Here is a 26,579-nt window from a genome sequence, read left to right as displayed (position 1 = left end):
TCGACACCGACAGCAGTCAGATGGTCACAAAGTGTCATGGGAGTTTGTGAGTCGTGGCCACTCGCGTGAAGCGGGCTTTCAAGTACCGCTTCTATCCGACCGATGCGCAGACAGCGGAGCTGTCGCGGACGTTCGGGTGCGTGCGGAAGGTCTACAACATGACGCTCGCCGCACGTACGGAGGCGTGGGCCCGGCAGGAGCGGGTGAACTACAACGCGACCTCGGCAATGTTGACGGCGTGGAAGAAGACCGGGGAATTGGCCTACCTCAACGAGGTGTCCTCGGTCCCGCTTCAGCAGGCGCATCGGCACTTGCAGGTCGTGTTCACCAACTTCTTCGCCAAGCGGGCCAGGTCCAAGCCCTCCTCGGTGACCGTCTCGCAGGACACGGCGGGCCGCTGGTTCGTGTCGCTGCTGTGTGAGGATCCGGCGGTGCAACCGCTCCCGGCTCACGGGCAGGCGGTCGGGATCGACGTCGGTCTCGGCCACCTGCTGACCCTCTCCACCGGGGAGAAGATCGCCAACCCGCGGCACGAGCGCCGTGACCGGGAGCGGCTGGCCAGGGCGCAGCGGAAGCTGTCCCGCAAGGCCCGGGGGGATGGTGCGAACCGGGTCAAGGCCCGGCGGAAGGTCGCGCGCATCTATGTCCGGATCACCGACCGCCGCAGGGATCACCTGCACAAGCTGACCACTCGACTCGTGCGTGAGAACCAAACGCTCGTGATCGAGGACCTGAGCGTGCGCAACATGGTCAAGAATCGGAAACTGGCCCGCGCGATCAGTGACGCGGCGTGGTCGGAGTTCCGGAGCATGCTGGAGTACAAGGCCGCCTGGTACGGACGCGAGGTGATCGCGGTGGACCGCTGGTTTCCCTCCTCCAGGCTGTGCTCGAACTGCGGTACCCTCGCCGAAACCATGCCGTTGCGCGTCCGTACCTGGAAGTGCAACGGCTGCGGTGCGACCCATGACCGGGACGTGAACGCGGCGAAGAATCTTCTGGCCGCCGGGCTGGCGGTGTCTGTCTGTGGAGCTGGTGTAAGACCTCAACGGAGAACTCCGGGCGGGCAGTCGGCGGCGAAGCAGAAACCCTCACAGCGCGAGCCGTGAGGTCCCCTCGTTCGCGAAGGAGAGAAGTCAACTGACGCTCCGTAGCGGCCGGCCCCTCCGGTCCGGCGCAGGGGCCATGAGTCAGTGCGTCTGCGGTAACGGGGCCATGCTCCAGCACGCGGGGGAGTGACGGGAGGGATTCGGGTGTTCTGCCCACCTCCAGTGGGACGCCCGCGTGACGCCGCGCTGGACGCCTGGCGGATGGCGGCCGGAGCCCGCGGCGCGCGTGGGTCAAGGGCTGCCGGAGGCGCGGGTGGGCGCAGTAGGTTGGCCGCGTGAGATTGAGGGTTGAGTTCACCACCGAGCCGTTCGACCTCGACGATGTGCCGCCGCATGCCGTGGCCGCCCGCGAGGCGGTCCAGGCCGCGCCGCTGGACACCGTGGACGTCGGCCCGTTCGGCAACACCGCGGAGGGCCGGGCGGACGCCGTGCTGGCCGCCGTGGACGATCTGCTGCGCAAGTCCCTGGACGCGGGCGCCACCCGGGTGTCGCTCCAGGTCAACGTCGTCGCGGAGCCCGACGCGTGACCGGCCCGGCGGACCATCCCTTCGTCTCGGCCGTCCGGCCGCTGGTCGACGCGATGGGCGGCGAGCTGATCGCCCCGGACCGGGCCCGGGACGACGACGTGGTGCTGTCCTGGGAGGGCCGCGCGGTCGTGGCCGTCCGTCTGCCCGGCATCTCGGCGTCCCTGGACCACATCCTCGCCGACCTCGGGCGTCGCCACGGCGTGCCGCTGTCGGCCCTGGACCGCAAGACCAAGCAGGGGATCGTCCGCGCCCTGGAACAGCGCGGCGCCTTCACGGTGCGCCACGGCGTCGAGACGGTCGCGAGCGCGCTCGGGGTGAGCCGCTTCACCGTCTACAACTACCTCAACCGGGAGAAGGACGCCGAGCGCCCGGAGCCGCGACGACCCGCTTGACGCCGATCAGGGTGCGGTAGCGGGGGCGGTCGGCGAAGGCGGCCAGGGGCCAGACGGCGGGGCGTCCGGCCTCGGCGCACAGGTGGAGGACCCGGTCCGGTCCGGCCCAGACGCCCACGTGGGCGCCGTAGGCGTCGTCGGTGGCGTTGAACAGCAGCAGGTCCAGGGGGCGGGCCTCCGCCACGCGGGTCGTCGCCGCCGTATCGGCCCACAGGTCGCTGGAGCGCAGGTCGGGCGGGCGCAGGCCGAAATGGCGCAGCACCGCGTACGCGAACAGCTGGCAGTTGGCGCCCTCGGCGAGGTCCGGGCGCTCGGCGACCGCCGGGGAGCCGGGAAACCGCGCGGCGGCGTACGGGACGGACCAGAAGCGGTCCGGCAGCCGGGCGGCGAGGTCAGTGGTCATGGGCCCCATCCTGACCTGCCGGGGACGTGTGCGGAACCGGCGTTTCCAGCCCTGTTTTCAACAAAGTGTTGACGCATGCGGGGGAAGCTCCTAGCTTTCGGGTGTGACTACCAGCGCTCCACCGGGCCTGGCCCGGTTCAACGCGGCGGACCGGCAGGACGCGGCCGCGCTGCTGTACGAGGTGTGCGCCAGCCGGGCCTGGGGCGCGGCGGTGGCCGCCGGACGGCCGTACCGCCACGTGGACGCCCTGCTCGGCGCGTCCGACGCGGCCATGGCCGGGCTGACCGAGGGTGACCTCGCCGAGGCCATGGCCGGGCACCCGCCCATCGGGCGGCCGAAACCGGGCGACGCCACCTCGGCGCGCGAGCAGAGCGGGGTGGGCGAGGATTCGCGCGCGGAGCTGCTGGAGCTGAATCTCGCGTACCAGGAGCGCCATGGCCAGGTGTTCCTGATCTGCGCCACCGGCCGCACCGGCGAGGAGATGCTCACCGCCCTGCGCGAGCGGATCGGCAACGACACGGACACCGAACGCGAGATCGTCCGGGCCGAACTGGGGAAGATCAACCGTATCCGGCTGACCCGCCTGGTCACCGCGGAAGCGGCGGAAGGAGAACGGTGATGGCGAACGGCACCTCCGTGTCCACGCACATCCTGGACACCAGCCTCGGCCGCCCGGCCCCCGGCGTCCCCGTCGAGCTGTCGGTGCGCCCCGGGGGCGGCGCCGACTGGGCGGCGCACGCCGCCTCCCGCACCGACGCCGACGGCCGCTGCACGGATCTGCCCGCCCTGCCCGAGGGCACCACCCACGTACGGCTGCGTTTCGAGACCGAGTCGCGCGGGCCCTTCTTCCCGGAGGTGACGGTCGTCTTCGCCGTCGAGCCCGGCGAGCACTACCACGTGCCGCTGCTGCTCACCCCGTTCGGCTACTCCGTATACCGAGGGAGTTGAGCCCGATGCCCATGCTCGGCCAGAACCAGTACGGCAAGGCGGAGACCCGCGTGGTCCGGATGGTGCGCGACGGCGCCGTGCACCACATCAAGGACCTGAACGTCTCCGTCGCGCTCTCCGGCGACATGGCGGACGTCCACCGCCACGGCGACAACACCGGCGTCCTGCCGACCGACACCATGAAGAACACGGTGTACGCCTTCGCCAAGCAGCACGGCATCGCCACCGCCGAACACTTCGGCATGGAGCTGGCCCGCCACTTCGTCGGCAGCCAGGACACGATCCGCACCGCCCGCGTCCGGATCGAGGAGTACGCCTGGGAGCGGATCGAGACCGGCGGCGAGGCCCGGCACTCCTTCGTCCGCGCCGGCCAGGAGACCCGTACCGCCCAGATCCGCTACGACGGGCGGGACTGGGAGGTGCTGTCCGGACTTCAGGGCCTCACGGTCATGAACTCCACCGACTCCGAGTTCCACGGTTACGTCAAGGACGCGTACACCACCCTGCCGGAGGCGCGCGACCGCATTCTCGCCACCGATGTGCACGCCCGCTGGCGGCACGGCTGGAGCGACGGCGCGCACCCGGAGCCGGACTGGGACGCCGCGTACGACGGGGCGCGCGCCGATCTGCTGGCCGCCTTCGCCGAGACGTACTCCCTCTCGCTCCAGCAGACGCTGTACGCGATGGGCGCGCGCGTCATCGAGCGGCACCCCGGGATCGACGAGATACGGCTCTCCCTCCCCAACAAGCATCACTTCCTGGTCGACCTGGCGCCCTTCGGCCTCACCAACGACAACGAGGTCTACTTCGCCGCCGACCGGCCGTACGGGCTCATCGAGGCCACCGTCCTGCGGGACGGCGCCGAGCCCAGGATTCCCACCGACTGACCCCCCATCTGAAGGGCCTCACCCCGTGCACCGCATCGTCATCGAGAACTGCGCCATCGCGACCGTGGACGCACAGGACACCGAACACGCCTCGGGCCATGTCGTCGTCGCGGGCAACCGCATCGAGTCGGTGGGCCCGGGCCCCGCGCCCGAGGGGCTGGAGGGGGTGGCCCGCCGGGTCGACGGCACCGGCCATCTCCTCACCCCGGGCCTGGTCAACACCCACCACCACTTCTACCAGTGGCTCACCCGCGGTCTCGCCCAGGACCACAACCTCTTCGACTGGCTGGTCGCGCTCTACCCCACCTGGGCCCGGATCGACGAGCCGATGGTGTATGCCGCCGCCCGCGGCTCGCTCGCGATGATGGTGCGCGGCGGCGTCACCACCGCCATGGACCACCACTACGTCTTCCCGCGCGGCTCCGGCGATCTGCTGGGCGCCGAGATCCGCGCGGCGCGCGAGCTGGGTGTGCGGTTCACCGCCGCGCGCGGCTCCATGGATCTCGGCAGTTCGGACGGCGGGCTGCCGCCGGACTTCGCCGTCGAGACCACCGAGGACGCCCTCGCGGCCACCGAGGAGGCCATCGACACCCACCACGATGCCTCGCCCGACGCGATGCTGCGGATCGTGGTCGCGCCCTGCTCGCCGTTCTCCGTCACCACCGACCTCATGCGGCAGAGCGCCGAGCTGGCCCGCCGCAAGGGCGTACGGCTGCACACCCACGGCTCGGAGACGGTCGAGGAGGAGAAGTTCTGCCACGAGAAGTTCGGGATGGGCCCGACCGACTACTTCGACCGGACCGGCTGGCTGGGTGAGGACGTGTGGATGGCGCACTGCGTCCACATGAACGACGACGACATCGCCACCTTCGCCCGCACCGGCACCGGCGTCGCCCACTGCCCGTCCTCCAACGCCCGGCTCGCCGCCGGGCGGGCCCGGGTGCCGGACCTGCTCGCCGCGGGCGTGCCGGTCGGGCTGGGCGTGGACGGCACCGCCTCGAACGAGTCCGGCGAGCTGCACACCGAGCTGCGCAACGCCCTGCTGATCAACCGGCTCGGCGACCACCGCGAGAAGGCGCTGACGGTCCGCCAGGCGCTGCGGCTGGGCACCCACGGCGGGGCCAGGGTGCTGGGCCGTCAGGACGAGATCGGGTCGCTGGAGCCGGGCAAGCTGGCCGATCTGGTGCTGTGGAAGCTGGACGGCCTCGGCCACTCGACGATCGCCGACCCGGTCGCGGCGCTGGTGCTGGGCGCGGCGGCGCCGGTGACCCTGTCGCTGGTGAACGGCGAGCCGGTGGTGGAGGCGGGGCGGCTGCTCACCGCCGACGAGGACGCCGTCGCGCGCGACGCGCGGGACGAGGCGCGGCGGCTGGCCCGTATCGCGGCGGAGGGGTGATACGCCGGGAGGTCATACGCCGGAGGTGATACGCCGCAGATGATACGTCGGAGGGGTCGGGGTGTCCGGGGTGGTCAGATGGCGCTGTTGAGGCGCCCGTGGCGCTTTACGCCCCGTTGACATCCCACCTTTGCGGTTCTAGGTTCCGGTACGCGGCTGGCCAGCCCTCCTGTCCGACCACTCACGAGCACAGGAGCCGCCATGCGTGTGCCCCCAGGGGCGTTATCCCTGTCCCGAGGTCTGAGCCTGCTGCTCGGCCTGCTGATGGCGCTGACCCTCGGCGGACCGTCCGCCACCGCGGCACCGGCGGCCGGGCGCGCGGCCGAGCCCGGTCCCGGAACCGACTACGCGGCCGACGACCCGTTCACCTCCGCCCGCACCGAGTGGTGGCGGCAGGACCGGTTCGGGATGTTCATCCACTTCGGCGCGTACTCCCAACTGGAGGGCGAGTACACCCGGCCGGACGGCACGGTGTGCCGGGACGCGGAGTGGATCAAGCGGAACTGCCAGATCCCGATGAGCGAGTACGAGGACCTGGCGCAGGGGTTCAACCCCGCGTCCTTCGACGCGAAGGCCGTCGTCAAGGCGGCCAAGGACGCCGGGCAGCGCTACATCGTCATCACCTCCAAGCACCACGACGGGTACGCGATGTGGCCGACGAAGCAGAACAAGTGGAACCTGCGCGACCACTCCTCGTTCGACAAGAGGCGCGACATCCTCGCCGAGCTGAAGAAGGCCGCCGACCAGGCGGGCATCAAGCTCGGCTTCTACTACTCGATCTGGGACTGGCACGATCCCGACTTCGCCGACCCGGCCACCTTCCCGCAGTACCGGAAGCGGATGTACGCGCAGCTCAAGGAGCTGATCGACAACTACGACCCGGCGCTGCTGTGGTTCGACGGCGAATGGGACGCGGACAACCCCACCAACCCCTGGTCCCCGAAGGACGGCGAACAGCTCGAGGCGTATCTGCGCGGCCTGAACCCGGACCTGGTCATCAACAACCGGGTCGGCAAGCGGCGCGTCGTGGACGGCGACTACGGCACCCCCGAGCAGGAGATCCCGGACGCGCCGGTGGACGGCCAGCTCTGGGAGTCCTGCATGACCCTCAACGGCCACTGGGGGTTCGCGAAGTACGACCAGAACTGGAAGTCGCCCCAGATCCTCGCCCGCAACCTCCTGGACATCGCGAGCCGCGGCGGCAACTACCTGCTCAACGTCGGCCCCGACAAGCTCGGCCGGATCCCCCAGCCGTCCGTCGACCGGCTGCGCGAGATCGGCTCCTGGCTGCGGACGGCCGGTCAGGGCCGGGCCGTGTACGGCGCGGGGAACGCCGGGCTGGTGGCCGAGCCCGGGTGGGGAGCGGTCAGCCGGTCCGGGAACACGCTCTACGCGTCCGTGGCCTCCTGGCCGGCCGCCGGGCAGCCCCTCCACCTGACCGCGAAGGCGCCGTTCGAGGTGACCGGGGCGCGGGTGCTGGGCAGCGGGCAGAAGGTCGCGGTCACGGCGGCCGGGGACGGCTTCGACCTCACCCCCTCCGGCGGGCCGGTGAACGACATCGCGTCGGTGATCGAGCTGACCGTCCGGCCGTCCGGGCCGTCGGTGCCACCGGGCCGGGGGACGGGGCTGCGGCAGGAGGTGTTCGCGAACGACACCTTCACCGGGCCGCCCGCCGTCACCCGCACCGACCCGACCGTCAACCACGCCTGGAAGTCCGCCGGTTCACCGGACGCGGCGGTCCCGGCCGACCACTTCAGCGTCCGCTGGACCGGCTCCCTGGAGCCGCGCTACAGCCAGACGTACACGCTGACCACCGTCTCCGACGACACGGCCCGGGTGTGGATCGACGGCCGGCTGGTCATCGACAGCGCCACTCCGCACGGGGCGCGGGTCGACAAGGCGACCGTGGATCTGCGGGCCGGACAGCGCCACTCGATCAAGATCGAGTACACCGAGCAGACCGGTGAGGCGCACATGAAGCTGCTGTGGTCCAGCCCCGGGCAGCCGCAGCAGATCGTGCCGCGCGGTCAGCTCTTCCCGTCGTAAGGGCCGCGAAAAAGGGGCCCCGGGAACGCGTGCGTCCCGGGGCCCCTTGTCACCTGCGTGCGAACGCTCAGTCCAGCAGCTCGTACGCGGGCAGCGTGAGGAACGCCGCGTAGTCCTCGTCCAGCGCGACCTTCAGCAGCAGATCGTGGGCCTGGCTCCACCGCCCGGCCGCGAACGCCTCCGGGCCGACCTCCTCGCGGATCGCGGCCAGCTCCTCGGCGGCGACCCCGCGCACCAGGTCGGCGGTGGCCTTCTCGCCGTTCTCGAAGACCACTCCGGCGTTGATCCACTGCCAGATCTGGGACCGGGAGATCTCCGCGGTGGCGGCGTCCTCCATCAGGTTGAAGATGCCGACGGCGCCCAGGCCCCGCAGCCACGCCTCGATGTAGCGGGTGCCGACCTGCACGGCGTTGCGCAGGCCGTCGAAGGTGGGCTTGGCGTCCAGCGAGGCGATGTCGATCAGCTCGGCCGCCGTGACCCGCACGTCCTCGCGCAGCCGGTCCTTCTGGTGCGGACGGTCGCCGAGGACGGCGTCGAACGATGCACGGGCGACCGGCACCAGATCGGGGTGGGCGACCCAGGAGCCGTCGAAGCCGTCGTTCGCCTCACGGTCCTTGTCGGCCCGCACCTTGTCGAACGCGACCGCGTTGACCTCGGCGTCCCGGCGCGAGGGGATGAACGCCGCCATACCGCCGATCGCGTGGGCGCCCCGCTTGTGGCAGGTGCGGACCAGCAGCTCGGTGTAGGCGCGCATGAACGGGGCGGTCATCGTCACCGCGTTGCGGTCGGGGAGGACGAAGCCGGGGCCCGCGTCGCGGAAGTTCTTGACGATGGAGAACAGGTAGTCCCAGCGGCCCGCGTTGAGCCCGGAGGCGTGGTCGCGCAGCTCGTACAGGATCTCGTCCATCTCGTACGCCGCCGTGATCGTCTCGATGAGCACGGTGGCGCGGATGCTCCCTTGCGGAACGCCCACGTAGTCCTGCGCGAAGACGAAGACGTCGTTCCAGAGGCGGGCCTCCAGGTGCGACTCGGTCTTCGGCAGGTAGAAGTACGGGCCCTTGCCCTGGTCGAGCAGGTGGCGCGCGTTGTGGAAGAAGTACAGGCCGAAGTCGACCAGCCCGCCGGGCACCGCGCGGCCCTCGGCGTCCCGCAGGTGGCGCTCGTCGAGGTGCCAGCCGCGCGGGCGGGCGACGACGGTGGCCAGCTCCTCGGCGGGGCGCAGCGCGTAGCTCTTGCCCTCGGGGGAGGTGAAGTCGATCCGGCCCCGATAGGCGTCGGCCAGGTTCAGCTGGCCGCCGATCACATTCGCCCAGGTGGGCGCGGAGGCGTCCTCGAAGTCGGCGAGCCAGACCTTGGCGCCCGAGTTGAGCGCGTTGATCGTCATCTTGCGGTCGGTGGGACCGGTGATCTCCACCCGGCGGTCCTGGAGGGCGGGCGGGGCCTCCGCCACGCGCCAGTCCGGGTCCTCGCGGATGTGCGCGGTCTCCGGCAGGAAGTCCAGTGTGCTCGTACGGGCGATCTCGGCCCGTCGCTCGGCGCGGCGGGCGAGCAGCTCGTCGCGGCGAGGGGTGAAGCGGTGGTGCAGCTCGGCCAGGAAGGCCAGGGCCGCGTCGGTCAGCACCTCTCCCTGACGCTCCAGCGGCTCGGCGTCGACGATGGCCAGCGGGGATGGCGCTGTGGCGGACATGGGCGTTCACTCCTCAGTCGATAACGATTCTGGATATTAATTTCCTCATCGTGGAAGTTCAATCGGCCGGCGGTGTGAGACTCACTGCACGCCACCGCGTGCGGGGCGTGAGGCTCACCGCAGCAGCGCCAGGTCCTCCGGGGTGTCGATGTCATCCACCCGGGCGATGTCCGCGCAGTCGACCCGGATGATCTCGGCCTGATGTTCCCTCAGATACGCGCGTGCCCCACGATCCCCCTCCGCACTCGCCGCCACATCCGCCCACCGGTCGGCGCCGAACAGCACCGGATGCCCGCGCCCGGTGCCGTACTCCGCCGTCACCAGGCTCCCCGCGTCGCGGCAGGCTTCCCGTACGCGCTCCACCGCCGGCGCCCCGATCCCGGGCTGGTCCACCAGCGTGACCAGCACCGCGCGCGCCCCCGTATCGCGCAGCGAGGCCAGCCCGGCCCGCAGTGAGGTGCCCATGCCGCCCTCCCAGTCCGGGTTGTCGACCAGGACGCACCCCGGCAGCCCGGCCCGCTCCCGCACCGCCCCGGCGGCGGCGCCCAGCACGATGTGCACCGGTGCGCAGCCGCCCTCCCGCAGCGCGCGCGCCGCGTGCTCCACCAGCGGCCTGCCCCGGTACTCCAGCAGGGCCTTCGGCCGCCCGCCCAGCCGCCGCCCCCCGCCCGCCGCCAGCAGCAACCCGGCGACCTGCGCGTTGTCATCAGAAGTGCGATCCATGGCCCCTGCTTACCGCACCGGGGCGCCGCGTGGACGGTTCATCCCAGCCGGTCTGATTTTCGCTCTCCATATGGCGCACCGCGCACGCGGTGGCGTTAACTGATCCGCAGCCCCTTGTGTCCGATTCGACGCCTGGGGAGGGGCAGGGGAGAGGGGGCGGGCTCGTGCAGCCGCGCGCGAGGGGGAGTAGGGCCGTGTTGTCCGACGTGGAGGGCGCCGCAGTGGCGTGCACCGAGGAAGACCCGAGGGTGGCGGAACTGCGCCTGGCCGTGGCCCGGCTCAGGCGCGACCTTGCCGCCCATCCGGCGGAATTACCGGACCGGGCGATAGCGGACGACGAACTGGCCGCACTCGACGCCATGGCCCGCACCGGCACCCCCGAGCTGCACCGCCTCCGCCGCTCCCTGCTCCTGGTGGCCGGCGCCCTGGGCTCGGTCAGCGCCCTGAACCCGGCCCTCCGAGCGGTCCGCGCGGCCATCGACCTCTTCGGCACGGTGCCTCGCTGATTTTGGGGCTCGGTTCGCCTCCGGGGCGCAAAAGCCCGCCCCCAGCTACCGCTGGGAGGTGCCCCCCGTCGACGGTCGACCGTGCTCGGTCGTTCGCGCGGCGGAACCGCACATCGATACGAGCCCTCACTCCCTGCGCGCGCTCTCCCTTTCGACAGCGGCGCGCCCCTTCGGCTCTCTCGCCGGCTGGGCGGGGTTGCCCGAGCGCCGGGGGGCCGGGTGCTCGGAGGGCGGCAGGTCCTTCAGGTGGCGTCCGTGCTGGCCAGGGCCGCCGAGAGGTCGGCGGCGACCTCCTTCAGGACCGGCACGATCTCCTTCGTGGCCTCGTCCGTCACCCGTCCCGCCGGGCCCGAGATCGAGATGGCGGCGGCCGTCGGGGAGTCCGGCACCGGCACCGCGAGGCAGCGCACGCCCATCTCCTGCTCGTTGTCGTCCACCGCGTACCCCAGCTCGCGCACATGCCGCAGCGCGTCCAGGAACGCGTCCGGGGTGGTGATCGTCTTCGCCGTCGCGGCGGGCATGCCGGTCCGGCCCAGCAGGGCGCGTACCTCGTCCGGGGGCGTGCTGGCCAGCAGCGCCTTGCCGACGCCGGTGCTGTGCGGCAGGACCCGCCGCCCGACCTCGGTGAACATGCGCATGGAGTGACGGGAGGGCACCTGCGCGACGTACACCACCTCGTCCCCGTCCAGCAGCGCCATGTTCGCGGTCTCGCCGGTCTCCTCCACCAGGCGTGCCAGATACGGCCGCGCCCAGGTGCCCAGCAGCCGGGCCGAGCTTTCGCCGAGCCGGATCAGCCGGGGGCCGAGGGCGTAGCGGCGGTTGGGCTGCTGGCGTACGTAACCGCAGGCCACCAGGGTGCGCATCAGGCGGTGGATGGTGGGCAGCGGAAGGCCGCTGCTGCCGGACAGCTCGCTCAGCCCGACCTCGCCCCCGGCGTCGGCCATCCGCTCCAGGAGGTCGAAGGCGCGCTCCAGGGACTGGACGCCACCGTTGGTGGCGGCGGTCTTGGACTCGGCGGACGGCACGTCGGCGTTTCCTTTCGCAGCGGGCGGCACCGGTCTCGTGCCCGCGTCGGATACCGCGGCCGACCGGCCATCGGCAGCCTACCGGTCCCTCCCGGCGTCACGTTCTACGTATTGAAAATCATCTTTCATGCTACGGAATCGAACGGGAGTGCCTGGGGGGTCTTGACCAGATCGGACGCGAAGGGAAGACTTCGAACGGAAAACTTATTCCGAGTTGTGGAAACATCGAGGGGAGCAGGGGTGCCCGAGCTGGACCCGGAGCTGGAGCCGGACCTGGTGCTGCGGTCGACGCGTGTGATCACCCCCGACGGGCAGCGCGCCGCGTCCGTCGCCGTCTCCGCCGCCGAAGGCCGCATCCTCGCGGTGCTCCCGTACGACACCGGCAGCCACCCCCGTGGGGTGCGGACCGAGGACTTCGGCGACGACGTCCTCCTCCCCGGCCTCGTCGACACCCACGTCCACGTCAACGACCCCGGACGCACCGACTGGGAGGGCTTCGCCACCGCCACCCGCGCCGCCGCGGCGGGCGGCGTCACCACCCTGGTCGACATGCCCCTCAACAGCGTCCCGCCCACCACCAGCGTCGAGGCGCTGGAGATCAAGCGGGACGTCGCCCGCCCGGTGGCCCACATCGACATCGGCTTCTGGGGCGGCGCGATCCCCGGCAACACGGCCGACCTGCGGCCGCTGCACGACGCCGGGGTGCTCGGCTTCAAGTGCTTCCTGCTGCACTCCGGCGTGGACGAGTTCCCGCATCTGGACCCGGCCGGGCTCAAGGCCGCCCTGCGCGAGATCGCGGGCTTCGGCGGGCTGCTCATCGTCCACGCCGAGGACCCGCGGCTGATCGACGGCGCCCCGCCGCCCAGCGGCCCGCGCTACGCCGACTTCCTCGCCTCCCGCCCGCGCGCCGCCGAGAACCGGGCCATCGAGGGCCTCATCGACCTCGCCCGCGAGCTGGACGCCCGGGTCCACATCCTGCACCTGTCCTCCGCGGAATCCCTGCCCCGCATCGCCGCCGCGCGCCGCGAAGGCGTCCGGATCACCGTCGAGACCTGCCCGCACTTCCTCACCCTCACCGCCGAGGAAGTCCCGGACGGCGCCACCGAGTTCAAGTGCTGCCCGCCGATACGCGAGGCGGCCAACCAGGACGCGCTGTGGCGGGGCATGGCCGACGGCACCATCGACTGCGTCGTCTCCGACCACTCGCCCTGCACCGCGGACCTCAAGACCGACGACTTCGGACAGGCCTGGGGCGGCATCTCCTCGCTCCAGCTCGGCCTGCCCGCCGTCTGGACCGAGGCCCGCCGCCGCGGCCACACCGTCGAGGACGTCGTGCGGTGGATGTCCACGGCCCCGGCGGCCCTGGTCGGCCTGCGCCAGAAGGGCGCCATCGAGGCGGGCCGGGACGCCGACTTCGCGGTCCTGGCGCCCGAGGAGACCTTCACCGTCGATCCCGCCGCCCTCCACCACCGCAACCAGGTCACCGCGTACGCCGGGAAGACGCTGCACGGCGTCGTACGGTCCACCTGGCTGCGCGGCCACAAGATCGCCGATCACGGCGCACCGACCGGCCCCGCCGGCCGGCTCCTGACCGGCCGACTCCTCGAAAGGCAGCCCCGCGCATGACCGCGCCGACCCCCCGCTTCACCGGCGACGCCCAGCCCTACGGCGGCGGCGACCCGTACGCCGACTACCGCACCGCCGACTTCCCCTTCGCCCACCTCCCCGACCTCGCCGACCGGCGGCTCGGCGGCAGCGTGACCGCGGCCAACGACGAGTTCTTCGCCGAACGCGAGAACCTGCTGCGCCCCGAGACGCCGCACTTCGACCCCGCGGACTTCGGCCACAAGGGCAAGGTCATGGACGGCTGGGAGACCAGGCGCCGCCGCGGGGCCTCCGCCGCCACCCCGCACCCCGCGGACGAGGACCACGACTGGGCCCTGATCAAGCTGGGCGCACCCGGCGTCATCCACGGCATCGTGGTCGACACCGCCCACTTCCGCGGCAACTACCCGCAGGCCGTGAGCGTGGAGGGCACCTCGGCTCCGGGCACCCCGTCCCCGGCGGACCTGCTCGCCGACGACACCGAGTGGACGACCCTCGTCCCCCGCACCCCCGTCGGCGGCCACGCGGCCAACGGCTTCGAGGTCACGTCCGGACGCCGCTTCACCCACCTGCGCCTCAAGCAGCACCCCGACGGCGGCATCGCCCGCCTCCGCGTGCACGGCGAGGTCGTCCCCGACCCCGCCTGGCTCACCGTCCTGGGCACCTTCGACCTGGCCGCCCTGGAGAACGGCGGCGCCGCCGAGGACGCCTCCGACCGCTTCTACTCCCCGCCGGCCAACTCGATCAAGCCGGGCCGCTCCCAGAAGATGGACGAGGGCTGGGAGACCCGCCGCCGCCGCGACCAGGGCCACGACTGGGTCCGCTACCGCCTCACCGCCCAGGCCCTGATCCGCGCCGTCGAGATCGACACCGGCTGCTACAAGGGCAACGCACCCGGCTGGGCAGCCCTGTACGGCCGGGACGCCACCGTGGACGCGGACGCCCCGTGGACCGAGCTGCTGCCCCGCAGCCCCCTCCAGCCGGACACCGTCCACCGCTTCCTCCTCGGCCAGGTCCCGCCGGTCACCCACGTCCGCATCGACATCTACCCGGACGGCGGCATAGCCCGCCTGCGCCTCCACGGCTCCCTGACGGCCGACGGCGCCCAGCGGCTGGCCGCGCGGTACGCCGAGCTGGGCGGCGCGTAGGACCGGGCTACGGCGGGCTACGGCGGGCTACGGCGGGCTGCGCGGGGCCCGTCAGGCCCACGCGCCGCCGTCGACCCGGAGGACCGTGCCGGTCACGTACGAGGCCCGGTCGCTGAGCAGCCACGCGGCGGCCTCGGCGACCTCCTCGGGGTCGGCCGTGCGGCCCAGCGGGGTCCCCGCCGTGAGCCGGTCCAGGAGACCGGGGGAATCCGCTTCCCAGGTGCGGATCATCTCGGTCAGCGTGGAGCCGGGGGCGATGGCGTTGACCCGGATGCCCTCCGGGCCGTAGGTGATGGCGGCCGACTCGGTGAGGCTGTTGACCGCCCGCTTCATCGCCCCGTAGGCGGGCAGCTCGGGGTTGCCCCGCAGGCTGCCGACGCTGGAGTTGTTGACGATGGCCCCCGTTCCGGCGGTGGCCCGGATGGCGGCGACCTCGGCGGCCATGGCCAGCCACGGGCCCTTGAGGTTCACGGCGTAGAGGTGGTCGAAGTCGGCCTCCGGTACCTGGCCCAGCGGGCCGGGCGGAGTGATCGTCGCGCCGTTGTTGAAGGCGACGTCGAGCCGGCCGTACAGCTCCACGGCCCGGTCCACGGCGGCGCGCACGCTCGCCGCGTCGGCCAGGTCGCACACCACGTGGTCCGCGACGCCGCCCGCCGCCCGGACCTCCTCGGTCACCGCCTCGAGCTGGGCCTTTGTCCGGGCCGCGAGCAGCACCCGGGCGCCCTCCCGGGCGAACAGCCGCGCCGCGGCGGCGCCGATACCGCGCCCGGCACCGGTGACGAAGGCGACCTTCCCGGCCAGCAGGCCCGGTGCGGCGGTTGTGTCCATGGTCGATGTGTTGTTCATGGCAGCGAGCCTGCGTCCGGTCGCGGAACCCATCCAGGCACCGGCGGTACCTGGATACGCCTCGCGGTCCCGCGCACACTGGGGGCCGTGGACAGACGAGAACTGGCGGCCTTCCTGCGCAGCAGGCGCGAGCGGATCACCCCCGCCGAGGTGGGGCTGCCCGCCGGGCCGCGCCGCCGCACCCCGGGGCTGCGCCGCGAGGAAGCGGCGCAGCTGGCGTTCATCTCGACCGAGTACTACACGCGGCTGGAGCAGGCCCGCGGCCCGCGCCCCTCACGGGAGGTGCTGGCCGGGCTGGCCCGTGCCCTGCGCCTGTCGGACGCCGAGCGCGCCCACCTCCACCACCTCGCCGGGGCCCCGCCGGCCCCTCCGTCCGGGCCCTCGCGCGAGGTGCGGCAGAGCATCCTCGACCTGCTGCACCGGCTGCCGCAGGCCGCCGCGATCGTGACGTCCGCGACGCTCGAGGTGCTCGCCTGGAACGATCTCGCGGCCGCCCTCATGGAGGACTTCTCCGCCCTGTCGCGACGCGACCGCAACCTCGTGCGCCGTGCCTTCCTCGGGCCGCATCCGCACGGGCGGCGGCTGTACGGGGTGTCGGACGCGGACGCGTTCGCCCGTACCTCGGCCCAGCGGCTGCGCGCCACCGCCGCCCGCTACCCCGACGACCCCGAGGTGGCCGAGCTGATCGCCGAACTCCTCTCCGGCAGCGAGGAGTTCGCCCGGCTGTGGGCCTCCCACGACGTGTGCGCCGAGCCGACCCTGTGCAAGACCTTCCAGCACCCGACGGTCGGCCCCATCAGCGTCAACTGCGATTCCCTCGACATCACCGACCGCGACCAGCGGGTCGTGATCTACACCGCGACGCCCGGCTCGTCCTCCGAGGAGGCGCTGCGGCTGCTCTCGGTCATCGGCACGCAGCGCATGGACGTGGGCAACTGACCCTCCCCTATCGTGTGCGGACCGACGTCCGGCCGTGCCGAGGAGCCATGCGATGCAAACGCCGACGGGATCCGCCGCTTCCGGGGAACTGCGGCGCCACCTCGGACTGTTCGACGCGGTGGTGATCGGGCTCGGGGCGATGATCGGCGCGGGCGTCTTCGCCGCGCTCGGACCGGCCGCCGCGGCGGCCGGGACCGGACTGCTGCCGGGCCTGGCGCTGGCCGCCGTGGTGGCGTACTGCAACGCGACCTCCTCCGCCCGGCTGGCCGCCCGCTACCCGCGCTCCGGCGGCACCTATGTCTACGGCCGCGAACGGCTGGGGGACTTCTGGGGCTATCTGGCCGGGTGGGGTTTCGTCGTCGGCAAGACCGCCTCCTGCGCGGCGATGGCCCTCACGGTGGGCTCCTACGCATGGCCCGGGCAGGCGCACGCGGTCGCCGTCGCGGCCGTGGTGGCGCTGACCGCGGTGAACTACGCGGGCGTGCGGAAGGCCGCCTGGCTCACCCGGCTGATCGTCGCCCTCGTGCTGGCCGTGCTCGCCGCCGTGGTCATCGCCTGCCTGACCGGCGGCACCGCCGACGCCGCCCGCCTCGACATCGGCGCCGACGCCACCGTCGGCGGTACCCTCCAGGCCGCCGGGCTGCTGTTCTTCGCCTTCGCCGGGTACGCGCGCGTCGCGACCCTCGGCGAGGAGGTGCGCGACCCGGAGCGCACCATCCCCCGCGCGATCCCCCTCGCCCTCGGCATCACGCTGGTCACGTACGCGGCCGTCGCCGTCGCGGCCCTCGCCGTCCTCGGGCCGGACCGGCTGGCCCACGCCACCGCCCCGCTCGCCGAGGCGGTCCGCGCCGCGGGTACCCCCGGGCTCGCCCCCGTCGTCCGGACCGGCGCGGCGGTCGCCGCGCTCGGCTCCCTGCTCGCCCTCATCCTCGGCGTCTCCCGCACCACCCTCGCGATGGCCCGCGACCGCCATCTGCCGCCCGCCCTCGCCGCCGTCCACCCCCGCTTCCACGTCCCGCACCGCGCCGAACTGGCCGTCGGCACGGTCGTCGCCGTGCTCGCCGCCACCACGGACGTCCGTGGCGCGATCGGCTTCTCCTCGTTCGGCGTGCTCGCCTACTACGCCGTCGCCAACGCCTCCGCCTGGACCCTCACCCCCGCCGAGGGCCGCCCCGTACGCGCCGTCCCGGCCGTGGGCCTGCTCGGCTGCGTGGTCCTGGCCTTCGCGCTGCCGCTCACCTCCGTCGTGGCGGGAGCGGCGGTGATGGCGGCGGGCGCGGTGGCGTACGGCGTGCGCCGGGCAGGCTCTGGCGGGCCGTGAGCGCGGCGGCCTGTTCGGGAGTGAGGGGGCGGGTGGCGTGCCCGCGCAGCAGGAGGTGGAGCCTGGCGGTTTCCTCCAGCTCCTCGATCGCGTCGGCGGCCTGCTCCAGGGTGGCTCCGGCGACGACGGGGCCGTGGTTGGCGAGCAGGATCGCGTGGTGGGCGCGGGCGGTCCGCTCGGCGAGCGATTCCAGGCCGCTGTCCCCGGGGGCGTGGTAGGGCAGCAGCGGCAGGGTGCCCACGCGCATGGCGTAGTACGCGGTCAGCGGGGGCAGGGCGTCGGCGGGATCGACGCCGTCGAGGCAGGACACGGCGGCGGCGTGGGTGGAGTGCAGGTGGACCACCGCATGGGCGGAGGGCCGGGCCCGGTAGAAGGCGGCGTGCAGGAACGCCTCCTTGGTGGGGCGCGGCCCGTCGAGGTGCGTGCCGGACGGATCGGTACGGGACAGGTCGGCCTCCTCGACGGTGCCGAGGCTCGACCCGGTGGGGGTGAGCAGCAGGGCGCCGTCGGCCAGCCGGACGGACAGGTTGCCAATGGAACCGTGCGTCAGGCCGCGCGGCGGCGCGGCACCGGTCGATCTGTTCCAGGGTGCGGGCCGAGCAGCTGCCCGCCGGCACCGCGGCGCGGCCCCCGTGCGGCAGGGGGACGTCGGCGGCGGGGCCGCCGGCGGGGTGGGCGCGGCTCAGTCCCTCGGCCAGCCCGGCGGCGCCCGCGACGACGGGGAGGTCACGGGCGGCGGCGCCGAGGACGGCGAGGTCGTCGTCGGTGAGGGCGTCGGCGATGACGTGCCGTACGCCGTCGTTCCGGTGGGCGAGCAGGGCCGCGCGGACGGCGTCGACGCCCGCGCGGACGGTGGGCAGGGCGATCAGGCCGACCCGGCGCGGACCCTGCGCGGCCAGCAGCCGGGGCAGCGAGGAGTCGGTCATCGGGTTGAGCGGGTGGTGGCGCAGGGGTGAGTCGGCCAGCAGCTGGTCGTGGACGAAGAGGTGGCCCTGGTAGACGGTCCGCCCGTTGGGCGGCGAGGCCGGGCAGTGCAGGGTGGCGGTGGCCCCGGCGGCGTCCATGAGGGCGTCGGCGACCGGGCCGATGTTGCCCCGGGCGGTGGAGTCGAAGGTGGAGCAGTACTTGAAGTAGATCTGCGCCGCGCCCAGGGCCCGCAGCCGGCGCTGGGCGGCCAGGGAGTCGGCGACGGCCTCGTCCGCGGGGGTGGAGCGGGACTTGAGGGCGATCACGGCGGCGTCGCAGTCGGCGGGCAGCGCGGTGGTGGCGTCCGGCGTGCCGAAGACCAGGGCGGTGCGCAGGCCCGCGCGCCGGAAGGCGGCGGCGACATCGGTGCCGCCGGTGAGGTCTCCCCGGCGTGGGCGGCCTCCTTGGTGTGCATGTCGGTGCAGAAGCCGCAGCCGTTGATCTGGCTGGCGCGGAGCTTGACCAGCTCCTGTGTCGCGGCCGGCAGGGTCGAGTCCGAGAACACCTGGCCGGCGGTGTTGAGCGCCGTGAGGAACCTGGCCGAGGCGGGGGTGCCGAAGAGGTTCAAGCGGGCTTCCACGGGGTGCTCCTCATCTCGCTGCTGGGTGGTCACACCTCCTTGACGGAACGGCTCGGCGACATGTGACAGGAATGCGCGCCCGGCTTCGGCAGGCCGATCGGGTTCGGGAAGCGGAGTGCCGCGGCGCAGGCCCGGGAGACGGGGGTGAGGAGGGTGGTCAGGTCCCGGACCGCGTCCGGGGTGAGGGCGCGCCAGGGGCGTTCGGCCGCGCGGTCGGTGGCGGACTCGACGGCGCGCAGCAGGTCGCGCCCGTCCCGGCTCGCGGTGCCGTCGGGGAGGAGCAGGCCGCGTTCGGTGAGGTGGAGGCGGGCCGTCTCCCACGCCTGGTCGGTCCAGCCGCGGGAGGGCTGGAGTTCGGCGCGCGGGATGTCGGTGCCCGCGCGGAGGGCGAGGGCTTCGCAGCCGTCGAGCCCGGCGGCGACGAGGGCGGCGACATGGCCGTCGCCGCGGTGTTCGCGCAGCAGGGTGGCGGCGTGCCACAGGCGGTCCAGGGGCTGGTCGGGGAAGTCCAGCGAGGCGTGGGCGGCGGCCAGGACGCGCCCGGAGGTGTCGAGTCCGGCGGCCCGGGGGACCAGGGCCTCGGCGGCCCGTTCGGCCTCGCGCTCAAGGCCGCTGAGCAGGCGCCGCAGGGCGGCCACGGTGCCCGCGCGGCGCACCTCCAGGGCGCGTTCGGGGGCGGTCAGCTGCCATGCGTCGGGCAGGGCGCGGGCGACCATGGCGGGCGCGAAGGAGAAGAAGGCGGCGGCGACGGGCTCCGGCCCGACCGGGCCCAGCGGCGCGGCACGGCACGCGAAGTAGCCGCGCCAGAAGCCGCGCAGGCCCGCGTCCTCGTACGCCGCCAGGGCCTCGGGGGCGAAGTAGGTGACGGCGTGGATGGGCTCGAACAGCGTCCACATCGTGCGGGCGGTCGACGCCGCGCGGTCCTCCATGGGTGGGCTCCCTTCCCGGGCGGGGTGGTCACGGGACCGTATGCCCGGCCTGCGCCCGGACCCCTCCGGCGGGTCGGCGGACTACTTGGAGGCGCCCAGGTAGAACAGCAGGTAGAGGAAGCCGGCGAAGACATGCACGCCGATGACGTAGATGAAGACCCGGACGGCGACCGGGATGGGCGCCCGGTCCTGCTCCCGCGTCGTCCTCGGGGGCGCGCCGGTGGCCGGGTCGGGCTTCGGGGTCGGGCGGTCGTTCATGGCATTCCGGGCCTTCCTCCGCGGCGGGCGGCGTCGCCGAGGCACAGCTCGGCGGCCCCGCTCTGCAGCAGGGTGTGGACGAAGAGCAGATCCGTTCCGCCCAGGGAGGCGGCGGCGATGCGGTGCGGGGTGAGCGAGTCGAAGTGGGCCGCGTCGCCGGGGTCGAGCAGATGGACGGCGTCGCCGAGGGTCAGCCGGAGCCGCCCGCTGATGACGTACAGCCACTCCTCGCCCGGGTGGACGCGCACGAGTTGGTCCTGGGCGCCCGAGCCCTCCGGTACGTGCAGCCGCAGGGCCTGCATCGCCCGGCCGGAGCCGCCGGCCGGCCAGTAGGTCCAGCCGCCCGCCTCCTGAGCCTCCATCCGGTCGGCGCGGACGATGGGGTCCTGGCTCGGCGGCACCTCGCCGAGGAGGTCGGATACCGTTGTTCCGTAGGTGCGGGCCAGGGTCAGCAGCATGGGCAGCGACGGCTGGCGGCGGCCCGTCTCCAGCCGGGACAGATGCGCGGGGGAGAGTCCGACGCGGTGCGCCGCCGCCTCCAGGGTCAGACCGCTGCCGCGCCGCAGGTCCCGCAGGCGGGGAGCGACGGTGGGCAGCTCGCCGGAGGGTCGGGCGGGCGGCTCGGCGGAGTCCCCCTCGGGGAACGGGTTCATGTATCCGGTATACGAGGCCTTCGCCTCCTAGGCAAAAACCTTGCCTCAGAGGCAAATAACACCCCGGTCACGCCCCCTCGGGCTTCACCCGCATCGTGTGAACTCGGCGAAAACTCCCGTGACTTGGCATTGACATGCCATGGTCTACGCGCGTCATGCTAGATGCCATGAAAATCCCCCCACGGATTGCCCGCATCGGCGCCCTCGGCGCCCTCGCCGCGTCGCTGGTCATCGGCGGTACGGCCGTCACGGCCACCGCGACCCCGGCCGCGCCCGCGACCGTCGTGTCGGCCCGGGCCCTCGCGGACGTCGGCGACATCTGTTACTCGAAGCTGCCGTCCCAGGCCCATGACACCCTCGGCCTGATCGAGAAGGGAGGCCCGTACCCGTTCCCGCAGGACGGCACGGTCTTCCAGAACCGCGAGGGCATCCTTCCGGCCCAGTCCTCCGGCTATTACCACGAGTACACCGTCATCACCCCCGGCTCCGACGACCGCGGTGCCCGCCGCATCGTCACCGGGAAAAAGACGGACGAGGACTACTACACCGCGGACCACTACGAGTCGTTCGACCTGGTGGACCGCGGCTGCTGAACAGCCGTCACCACCGCCGCCCCGGTCTGCGGGCGGCCACCGCGAGACCCGCCACCCCCCACGCACAGCGGCCGCCGCCCCACCCGGGCAGCGGCCGTTGTGCTGTGCCGACGCGCCGGTACGGACGAGATATCGGTCTCTTCGCGAACGATCTCCGCCCCCCGCCCCGCCGTTTGTCGGTGGTTGCCGATACCGTTCCGGTAGAAGTGGACGCGCGGGGAGGCAGCGGTGGCGAACGGTCCGGAAGTGGTCACGTGCGGCGAGGCGATGCTGCTGCTGCTCGCAGAGCCGGGAATCCCGCTCGACAGGGCCGTGCACTTCCGCCGCTCCGTGGCGGGTGCCGAGTCCAATGTGGCCGCCGGGCTGGCCCGGCTCGGCCACGCGGTGCGCTGGCTCGGCCGGGTCGGCGCGGACCCGGCGGGCGAGGCGGTGCTGCGCGAGCTGCGCGCCGACGGGGTCGACGTCTCGCAGGCCGTCGTGGACGAGCAGGCGCCCACCGGGCTGCTGCTGCGCGACAGCCATCCGCACCGCGCGATCGACGTGCAGTACTACCGCATGGGATCGGCCGCGTCCCGGCTCACCCCCGACGAGATCAGCCCGGACGCGCTGGACGGCGCCCGGCTGCTGCACATATCCGGGATCACGCCGATGCTCTCGCCGACCGCCGCGGCCGCCAGCCGCCGCCTGGTGGAGCTGGCCCGGGAGGCCGGGGCGAAGGTGTCGTTCGACCCCAACGTCCGGAGCAAGCTGGGCGGCGCCGCCCAGTGGGCGCAGACGGCGGGGCCGCTGCTGCGCGAGGCGGACCTCGTCCTGGCGGGGGAGGACGAGCTGGAGCTGCTCACCGCGCAGCCGGCCGACGAGGCCGCGCGGGAGCTGCTGGAGGGCGGCACCCAGGAGGTCGTGATCAAGCGCGCCGACCACTCCGCCACCGTCATCACCTCGGACGGCCGCTGGCAGCAGGCGCCGCACGCGGTCCCGCTGGTCGACCCGATCGGCGCGGGTGACGGCTTCGCCGCGGGGTACCTGTCGGCGAGGCTGCGCGGGCTCTCCGAGCCCCGGGCGCTGGCCGAGGCCGCGTGCGTGGCCGCCCTGGTCGTCCAGGCCGCCTCCGACACGGACGGGCTGCCGTCCGCGCTCGCGCGGGACCGGGCGCTCGCCGAGCTGGTCAACGGCGGCGACGGGGTCCACCGCTGAAACGGACCCGCTGAAACGGGACCGCTGGAACGGGACCCACGTGCCGGGCCTGACGGCCCGGCGCGCGCGTCCGGTTCGGAACGAGGCAAGACCATCAACGACAGCACCGCACCGCACCCACCCCGCACCGCACACCGCCGCATATCCCGGAGGCACACGGGTGCGGCACGATCAGGCAGTAGACCCTAGGAGAGGAAAGGCGGCGACTGCCGTGTACCGCTGGGAGATCACCCGGGCCGCGCTCGCGCAGCGGGTCCTCGCCATCGTCCGCAGCGACACCTACGACCACGCCACGGCGACGGCGGACAGCCTGCTCTCCGCGGGCATCGCCAGCCTGGAGATCTCGCTGACCACGCCCTTCGCGCTGGAGGCGGTCACCACCCTGATCCGGGAGGTCGGCGACGACGCGGTGATCGGCGCGGGCACGGTGCTCGACGGCGCGTCGGCCCGGATGGCCGTCGACGCGGGCGCCCGCTTCCTCGTCTCCCCGAGCCTGGACCCCGAGGTCATCCGCACCGGCCACCGCTACGGACTGCCGGTCTTCCCCGGCGTCTCCACCCCCACCGAGGCGGTGCGCGCGATGGAGCTGGGCGCGGACGCGCTGAAGCTGTTCCCCGCCGCGGCGTACGGGCCGCGCTGGGTCAAGGACGTACGGGCCGCCCTGCCGCAGGCCGCCTTCGTGCCGACCGGCGGGGTGACCGTGGCCGACGCGCCGGACTGGATCGCCGCCGGGGCGGTCGCCTGCGGGATGGGCTCGGCGCTGTCCGAGGGCGACCGGGACACCGTGGCCAAGCGCGCCTCCGAGCTGCTGGCCCGCCTCGCCGAGGTCGGCCCGCCGCTGGACGACCCCGGCCCGGAGCGGTACTGACGGCGGCTCGGCCCGGCGGGCCGTCCCGCTCGGCGGATCCCAGCAGGTGGTCGACGGGTTCACCCGGACGCGGTCTTCTGCCACTCTGAGCGCGCCGTGATCATGCCGCTGCCGAGGAGTCCCCATGAGACGCGCCGCCACGCTCGCCACCGTCGCCGCCGTGCTCGCCGCCACCGCCACGGGGTCGGCCCTGGCCGACGCCACGGCGGCCCGGCCCACCGCCTGCTCCGCGGCCGGCTCCGCCGCGGGGCAGGGCACCGCGCTGGACCGGGTGCCCCGGCGCGGGGTGCTGCGCGTGTGCACCACGGGCGACTACCGGCCGTTCAGCCATCGCGACGCCAAGACCGGCGCCTACACCGGGATCGACATCGCGATGGCGGGCGACCTGGCCAAGAGCCTCGACGCCAAGCCGGAGTTCGTCGCCACGACCTGGGCGAAGCTGGTCGACGACCTCGCCGCGGGGCGCTGCGACATCGGCATGGGCGGGGTGTCGGTGACGCTGGCCCGGGCCCGTAAGGCGGCCTTCAGCGAGCCGTATCTCACCGACGGCAAGACGCCGATCGTGCGCTGCGAGGACGAGAAGAAGTACCAGACGCTGGAGGACATCGACCGGCCGGGTGTCCGCGTGGTGGTCAACCCGGGCGGCACCAACGAGGAGTTCGCCCGCGCCCACATCAAGCGGGCCACCCTCACCGTCCACCCCGACAACACCACGATCTTCGACGAGATCATCGACGGCCGCGCCGATGTGATGATGACGGACGCCAGCGAGACGCGTTACCAGTCGAAGCTCCACCCCGAACTGTGCGCGGTCCACCCGGACAAGCCGTTCTCGTTCTCGGAGAAGGCGTACGCCCTGCCCCGCGCCGACGCGCAGTTCAAGAATTACGTCGACCAGTGGGTACACCTGGCGACGCACGACGGGACGTACCGGAAGTACGCGGACGAGTGGCTGGGGCGCCCAGTTGAGTGAAAACGTGAGCCCGTCCGACCGAAATCATATTTTTCCGGGTAAGCCTCCCTCGCCAGGTTACGAACCGCTTTCTCCCTAGAGGAGCGAATCGAATGAGGCAGAAGCGAAAGCTTGCCATAGCCATGACCGTCGCGGCCCTCGCGACGGCCATCGGAACCAGCGCGGCGGCGACCGAGCCGCAGCCCGAGCCCGACACCACGACGCAGTCCGTCCGCACCGGGCACGACGGGCGAGAAGGGCACGAGAAGCCGAAGGGCTGCACCGACGTCGACTCCGCGGGTAACGAAGGTGTCATTGCGGCCGGAGTGGGCGCGAAGTACATCTCGACCGTGTGCAACGGTCATGTCTACGTCCTGTCGGTCGACGAGTCGACGAATCCGGGTACCCCGGTCGGCGGATGGGTGGCCGTGGGCGGCCCCCGCGACGTTCTCGAAGCCACGCTGGCGTCCAACACCGACGATGTCCAAGGCGGCCCGGTGTTCGTCACCGTGCTGACCCGGTCGCAAGAGGTGTGGGAGGGCCGCTGCCCCAACACCCGGCCGATCGGGACGTGCACGTTCACCCAGCTGCCCGACCCGCCTCAGTAACCGGGCACCCGTTTCGTGCGGGAACCCCGGCGCGCTTCGTCTCGCGCCGGGGCTTCCCGTGTCCGGCCGGCGGGCACGGCCTGGAAGAATCGTGGCGGTCCGGGCACATGAGTGGCTTATGCAATCTATTCTGGCCTGGCTTATGTCCGCTCGTGCACAAGGACCCCGATCGATGACAGCCAGCTCCGCATCGCCCTCCGAGAACGCGGCGGCCACCTCCGCGACTCCGCCGCCCGGCTGCCCCGCCCATCAGGGCGCGCGGTCGCTGAGCGGGCCCGGCTTCCAGACCAACCCCTTCGGGGTGTACGGGGAGATGCGGGGCGAGCACGGGCCGGTGGCCCCGGTGCTGCTCGACGGGGACATACCCGGCTGGCTGGTGCTCGGCTACCGCGAACTGCACCAGGTCACCAGCGACGACGAGCTGTTCACCCGGGACGCGAACCAGTGGAACCAGTGGGCCAACATCCCCGAGAACTGGCCGCTCGCACCCATGATCAGCCGCGATCAGACGTCCGTGGTGTACGCGACCGGCGAGGACCACCAGCGGCGCGCCGAGGCCATCGCGGAAGCGCTTGACGCAGTGGACCCGTACGAACTGCGCCGCCATGCCGAGCACATCGCCGACGGGCTGGTGGACGAGTTCTGCCACCAGGGCGAGGCGGAGCTGATCGCCGACTACGCCCGGCTGCTGCCGGAGCTGGTCCTCGCCCGTATCTACGGCATCCCCGACGCCGAGGGCCCCGCGCTCGTGCAGGCGATGAACGACGCGGTCGACGGCACGGGAAACCCCTTCGAGGCCTACCAGCACGTCTACATGGTGATGCGTCAGCTGGCGTCGGCGAAGCGGACGGCGCCCGCGCCGGACGTGGCGTCCCGGCTGGTCGCCGCGTACCGGGGGTACCCGGACGAACTCGTCGCCCAGGACCTGATCGTCATCATGACGGCCGGTCATCAGCCGACGGCCGACTGGATCGGCAACACCCTGCGGCTGCTGCTCACCGACGAGCGGTTCGCGCTCTCGCTCTCCGGCGGCCGGCACAGCGTCGGGCAGGCGATGAACGAGGTGCTGTGGGAGGACACCCCGGTCGCCAACCTCGCCGCCCGCTGGGCCACCCGGGACACCACGCTGGCGGGGAAGTACATCCGCAAGGGCGATCTGCTGATCCTCGGCTTCCACGGCGCGAACACCGATCCTCTGGTCCGTCCGGACACCCAGGCCTTCACCGAGGGCAACAACGCCTTCCTCTCCTTCGGCCACGGCGAGCACCGCTGCCCGCACCCGGCCCAGGAGATCGCCGAGACGATCGCGAAGACCGCCGTGGAAGTGCTCCTGGACCGGCTGCCGGACGTGCGTCTCGCCGTACCGCGCGACACGCTGCTCTGGCGGCCCTCGGCCTGGGTGCGCGGACTGTCCGCGCTGCCCGTGGCCTTCAGCCCGGCGCCCCGGGGCGGCCGCTGAAAGGGCCGGTGAAC

28 protein-coding genes and 2 pseudogenes are annotated in these 26,579 nt (G+C 72.9%); 19 read left to right on the top strand and 11 right to left on the bottom strand.

Features of this window, described 5'->3' with window-relative positions; translation table 11 throughout:
• The first annotated feature begins 53 nt into the window (after positions 1-53).
• From ABZ562_RS19355 to ABZ562_RS19345, 3 genes are all read left to right on the top strand, one after another.
• The gene (locus tag ABZ562_RS19355; protein WP_361480760.1) at positions 54-1,106 is read left to right on the top strand and encodes an RNA-guided endonuclease TnpB family protein; all 1,053 of its coding nucleotides are present in this window, start codon (positions 54-56) and stop codon (positions 1,104-1,106) included.
• 275 nt (positions 1,107-1,381) lie between these two features.
• Positions 1,382-1,633: a hypothetical protein gene (locus ABZ562_RS19350; protein WP_361480757.1), complete on the top strand. Its 252-nt coding sequence runs from the start codon at positions 1,382-1,384 to the stop codon at positions 1,631-1,633.
• Entirely contained in the window at positions 1,630-2,025 is a 396-nt protein-coding gene (locus tag ABZ562_RS19345; protein WP_361480754.1) for a helix-turn-helix domain-containing protein, read from the top strand. Before ABZ562_RS19350 ends, ABZ562_RS19345 begins: the two co-directional genes overlap by 4 nt.
• Here ABZ562_RS19345 and ABZ562_RS19340 read toward each other — a convergent pair.
• Positions 1,976-2,428 carry a hydrolase gene (locus ABZ562_RS19340; RefSeq protein ID WP_361480751.1) on the bottom strand — a complete coding sequence of 151 codons (453 nt, stop codon included), beginning with the start codon at positions 2,426-2,428 and terminating at the stop codon, positions 1,976-1,978. The two genes, ABZ562_RS19345 and ABZ562_RS19340, sit on opposite strands and share 50 nt — an antisense overlap.
• Positions 2,429-2,531: 103 nt before the next feature.
• On the opposite strand from ABZ562_RS19340, the gene uraD reads away from it, so the two are divergent.
• The 5 genes from uraD (at position 2,532) to ABZ562_RS19315 (ending at position 7,705) form a co-directional block, all read left to right on the top strand.
• Entirely contained in the window at positions 2,532-3,047 is a 516-nt protein-coding gene (gene uraD, locus ABZ562_RS19335) for a 2-oxo-4-hydroxy-4-carboxy-5-ureidoimidazoline decarboxylase (RefSeq protein WP_361480748.1), read from the top strand.
• The gene (gene uraH, locus ABZ562_RS19330) at positions 3,047-3,376 is read left to right on the top strand and encodes a hydroxyisourate hydrolase (RefSeq protein WP_361480745.1); all 330 of its coding nucleotides are present in this window, start codon (positions 3,047-3,049) and stop codon (positions 3,374-3,376) included. The genes uraD and uraH overlap by 1 nt, the downstream gene beginning before the upstream one ends.
• Positions 3,377-3,381: 5 nt before the next feature.
• Entirely contained in the window at positions 3,382-4,263 is an 882-nt protein-coding gene (gene pucL / locus ABZ562_RS19325; RefSeq protein WP_361480742.1) for a factor-independent urate hydroxylase, read from the top strand.
• Between the two features lie 25 nt (positions 4,264-4,288).
• On the top strand, positions 4,289-5,659 hold the full coding sequence (locus ABZ562_RS19320) for an 8-oxoguanine deaminase (protein WP_361480739.1): 1,371 nt from the start codon (positions 4,289-4,291) through the stop codon (positions 5,657-5,659).
• Positions 5,660-5,860: 201 nt separating this feature from the next.
• The gene (locus ABZ562_RS19315) at positions 5,861-7,705 is read left to right on the top strand and encodes an alpha-L-fucosidase (RefSeq protein WP_361480736.1); all 1,845 of its coding nucleotides are present in this window, start codon (positions 5,861-5,863) and stop codon (positions 7,703-7,705) included.
• Positions 7,706-7,772: 67 nt separating this feature from the next.
• Here ABZ562_RS19315 and aceB read toward each other — a convergent pair whose 3' ends face one another.
• Positions 7,773-9,392 (bottom strand): malate synthase A, encoded by a 1,620-nt coding sequence (aceB, locus tag ABZ562_RS19310; protein ID WP_361480733.1) that lies wholly within the window; start codon positions 9,390-9,392, stop codon positions 7,773-7,775.
• 114 nt (positions 9,393-9,506) lie between these two features.
• Positions 9,507-10,115: a nucleotidyltransferase family protein gene (locus ABZ562_RS19305; RefSeq protein WP_361480730.1), complete on the bottom strand. Its 609-nt coding sequence runs from the start codon at positions 10,113-10,115 to the stop codon at positions 9,507-9,509.
• A 194-nt stretch (positions 10,116-10,309) separates the two neighbouring features.
• Here ABZ562_RS19305 and ABZ562_RS19300 point away from each other — a divergent pair, with 194 nt between their 5' ends.
• Positions 10,310-10,621 (top strand): DUF5955 family protein, encoded by a 312-nt coding sequence (locus ABZ562_RS19300; protein WP_079038313.1) that lies wholly within the window; start codon positions 10,310-10,312, stop codon positions 10,619-10,621.
• Positions 10,622-10,863: 242 nt separating this feature from the next.
• Here the strand turns inward: ABZ562_RS19300 and ABZ562_RS19295 are convergent, their stop codons facing one another.
• Complete coding sequence (locus tag ABZ562_RS19295; RefSeq protein WP_361480725.1) at positions 10,864-11,646, bottom strand: IclR family transcriptional regulator; 783 nt, start codon at positions 11,644-11,646, stop codon at positions 10,864-10,866.
• Positions 11,647-11,907: 261 nt separating this feature from the next.
• On the opposite strand from ABZ562_RS19295, the gene allB reads away from it, so the two are divergent.
• Positions 11,908-13,272, top strand: coding sequence for an allantoinase AllB (allB, locus tag ABZ562_RS19290; protein ID WP_361480825.1), 1,365 nt, complete (start codon positions 11,908-11,910; stop codon positions 13,270-13,272).
• A complete protein-coding gene (alc, locus tag ABZ562_RS19285; RefSeq protein ID WP_361480722.1) occupies positions 13,269-14,399 on the top strand; it encodes an allantoicase in 1,131 nt (376 codons plus the stop codon). Before allB ends, alc begins: the two co-directional genes overlap by 4 nt.
• A gap of 51 nt (positions 14,400-14,450) precedes the next feature.
• On the opposite strand, the gene ABZ562_RS19280 is transcribed toward alc, so the two are convergent.
• Positions 14,451-15,245, bottom strand: coding sequence for a glucose 1-dehydrogenase (locus ABZ562_RS19280; protein WP_361480719.1), 795 nt, complete (start codon positions 15,243-15,245; stop codon positions 14,451-14,453).
• Positions 15,246-15,332: 87 nt separating this feature from the next.
• Here ABZ562_RS19280 and ABZ562_RS19275 point away from each other — a divergent pair, with 87 nt between their 5' ends.
• Together ABZ562_RS19275 and ABZ562_RS19270 are read left to right on the top strand one after the other, a co-directional pair.
• The gene (locus ABZ562_RS19275; RefSeq protein ID WP_361480716.1) at positions 15,333-16,184 is read left to right on the top strand and encodes a helix-turn-helix transcriptional regulator; all 852 of its coding nucleotides are present in this window, start codon (positions 15,333-15,335) and stop codon (positions 16,182-16,184) included.
• A gap of 52 nt (positions 16,185-16,236) precedes the next feature.
• Positions 16,237-17,505 (top strand): APC family permease, encoded by a 1,269-nt coding sequence (locus ABZ562_RS19270; RefSeq protein WP_361480713.1) that lies wholly within the window; start codon positions 16,237-16,239, stop codon positions 17,503-17,505.
• Here the strand turns inward: ABZ562_RS19270 and otnC are convergent.
• From otnC to ABZ562_RS19240, 6 genes and pseudogenes are all read right to left on the bottom strand, one after another.
• A complete protein-coding gene (gene otnC / locus ABZ562_RS19265; RefSeq protein WP_361480822.1) occupies positions 17,420-18,055 on the bottom strand; it encodes a 3-oxo-tetronate 4-phosphate decarboxylase in 636 nt (211 codons plus the stop codon). The two genes, ABZ562_RS19270 and otnC, sit on opposite strands and share 86 nt — an antisense overlap.
• Positions 18,056-18,248: 193 nt before the next feature.
• Positions 18,249-18,794: pseudogene (locus ABZ562_RS19260) on the bottom strand (four-carbon acid sugar kinase family protein); the annotation flags it as partial.
• 53 nt (positions 18,795-18,847) lie between these two features.
• A pseudogene (locus ABZ562_RS19255) lies at positions 18,848-19,051 on the bottom strand (carboxymuconolactone decarboxylase family protein); the annotation flags it as partial.
• A 29-nt stretch (positions 19,052-19,080) separates the two neighbouring features.
• Positions 19,081-19,980: a hypothetical protein gene (locus ABZ562_RS19250; RefSeq protein WP_361480710.1), complete on the bottom strand. Its 900-nt coding sequence runs from the start codon at positions 19,978-19,980 to the stop codon at positions 19,081-19,083.
• A gap of 81 nt (positions 19,981-20,061) precedes the next feature.
• Positions 20,062-20,238, bottom strand: a complete 177-nt coding sequence (locus tag ABZ562_RS19245) for a DUF6126 family protein (RefSeq protein WP_361480707.1) — start codon at positions 20,236-20,238, stop codon at positions 20,062-20,064.
• Entirely contained in the window at positions 20,235-20,891 is a 657-nt protein-coding gene (locus ABZ562_RS19240) for an XRE family transcriptional regulator (protein WP_361480704.1), read from the bottom strand. Before ABZ562_RS19240 ends, ABZ562_RS19245 begins: the two co-directional genes overlap by 4 nt.
• A gap of 167 nt (positions 20,892-21,058) precedes the next feature.
• Between ABZ562_RS19240 and ABZ562_RS19235 the strand changes: the two genes are divergently transcribed.
• The 6 genes from ABZ562_RS19235 to ABZ562_RS19210 all read left to right on the top strand — a co-directional run bounded on the left by ABZ562_RS19235 (position 21,059) and on the right by ABZ562_RS19210 (position 26,565).
• Positions 21,059-21,484, top strand: coding sequence for a ribonuclease (locus tag ABZ562_RS19235; RefSeq protein ID WP_361480701.1), 426 nt, complete (start codon positions 21,059-21,061; stop codon positions 21,482-21,484).
• Between the two features lie 228 nt (positions 21,485-21,712).
• Entirely contained in the window at positions 21,713-22,678 is a 966-nt protein-coding gene (locus tag ABZ562_RS19230) for a sugar kinase (protein WP_361480698.1), read from the top strand.
• Positions 22,679-22,889: 211 nt separating this feature from the next.
• On the top strand, positions 22,890-23,546 hold the full coding sequence (locus ABZ562_RS19225) for a bifunctional 4-hydroxy-2-oxoglutarate aldolase/2-dehydro-3-deoxy-phosphogluconate aldolase (protein ID WP_361480695.1): 657 nt from the start codon (positions 22,890-22,892) through the stop codon (positions 23,544-23,546).
• A gap of 124 nt (positions 23,547-23,670) precedes the next feature.
• The gene (locus tag ABZ562_RS19220; RefSeq protein ID WP_361480692.1) at positions 23,671-24,519 is read left to right on the top strand and encodes a transporter substrate-binding domain-containing protein; all 849 of its coding nucleotides are present in this window, start codon (positions 23,671-23,673) and stop codon (positions 24,517-24,519) included.
• Between the two features lie 92 nt (positions 24,520-24,611).
• On the top strand, positions 24,612-25,106 hold the full coding sequence (locus tag ABZ562_RS19215) for a hypothetical protein (protein WP_361480689.1): 495 nt from the start codon (positions 24,612-24,614) through the stop codon (positions 25,104-25,106).
• Between the two features lie 172 nt (positions 25,107-25,278).
• A complete protein-coding gene (locus tag ABZ562_RS19210) occupies positions 25,279-26,565 on the top strand; it encodes a cytochrome P450 (RefSeq protein WP_361480686.1) in 1,287 nt (428 codons plus the stop codon).
• The last annotated feature ends 14 nt before the right edge of the window (positions 26,566-26,579 follow it).

Origin of the sequence: Streptomyces sp. NPDC019937 (genome assembly GCF_040631655.1) — a bacterium.
GTDB lineage: Bacteria > Actinomycetota > Actinomycetes > Streptomycetales > Streptomycetaceae > Streptomyces.
The sequence above is the reverse complement of the archived record's forward strand: the minus strand, read 5'-3'. Positions and strand labels throughout refer to the sequence as shown.

What these genes read in the sequence shown, in the direction of transcription:
- ABZ562_RS19340 (WP_361480751.1), bottom strand. Translation starts at nt 2,428, where the DNA reads ATGACCACTGACCTCGCCGCCCGGCTGCCGGACCGCTTCTGGTCCGTC.
- uraH (WP_361480745.1), top strand. Translation starts at nt 3,047, where the DNA reads ATGGCGAACGGCACCTCCGTGTCCACGCACATCCTGGACACCAGCCTC.
- pucL (WP_361480742.1), top strand. Translation starts at nt 3,382, where the DNA reads ATGCCCATGCTCGGCCAGAACCAGTACGGCAAGGCGGAGACCCGCGTG.
- ABZ562_RS19315 (WP_361480736.1), top strand. Translation starts at nt 5,861, where the DNA reads ATGCGTGTGCCCCCAGGGGCGTTATCCCTGTCCCGAGGTCTGAGCCTG.
- aceB (WP_361480733.1), bottom strand. Translation starts at nt 9,392, where the DNA reads ATGTCCGCCACAGCGCCATCCCCGCTGGCCATCGTCGACGCCGAGCCG.
- ABZ562_RS19305 (WP_361480730.1), bottom strand. Translation starts at nt 10,115, where the DNA reads ATGGATCGCACTTCTGATGACAACGCGCAGGTCGCCGGGTTGCTGCTG.
- alc (WP_361480722.1), top strand. Translation starts at nt 13,269, where the DNA reads ATGACCGCGCCGACCCCCCGCTTCACCGGCGACGCCCAGCCCTACGGC.
- ABZ562_RS19280 (WP_361480719.1), bottom strand. Translation starts at nt 15,245, where the DNA reads ATGAACAACACATCGACCATGGACACAACCGCCGCACCGGGCCTGCTG.
- ABZ562_RS19270 (WP_361480713.1), top strand. Translation starts at nt 16,237, where the DNA reads ATGCAAACGCCGACGGGATCCGCCGCTTCCGGGGAACTGCGGCGCCAC.
- ABZ562_RS19250 (WP_361480710.1), bottom strand. Translation starts at nt 19,980, where the DNA reads ATGGAGGACCGCGCGGCGTCGACCGCCCGCACGATGTGGACGCTGTTC.
- ABZ562_RS19245 (WP_361480707.1), bottom strand. Translation starts at nt 20,238, where the DNA reads ATGAACGACCGCCCGACCCCGAAGCCCGACCCGGCCACCGGCGCGCCC.
- ABZ562_RS19240 (WP_361480704.1), bottom strand. Translation starts at nt 20,891, where the DNA reads ATGAACCCGTTCCCCGAGGGGGACTCCGCCGAGCCGCCCGCCCGACCC.
- ABZ562_RS19235 (WP_361480701.1), top strand. Translation starts at nt 21,059, where the DNA reads ATGAAAATCCCCCCACGGATTGCCCGCATCGGCGCCCTCGGCGCCCTC.
- ABZ562_RS19220 (WP_361480692.1), top strand. Translation starts at nt 23,671, where the DNA reads ATGAGACGCGCCGCCACGCTCGCCACCGTCGCCGCCGTGCTCGCCGCC.
- ABZ562_RS19215 (WP_361480689.1), top strand. Translation starts at nt 24,612, where the DNA reads ATGAGGCAGAAGCGAAAGCTTGCCATAGCCATGACCGTCGCGGCCCTC.
- ABZ562_RS19210 (WP_361480686.1), top strand. Translation starts at nt 25,279, where the DNA reads ATGACAGCCAGCTCCGCATCGCCCTCCGAGAACGCGGCGGCCACCTCC.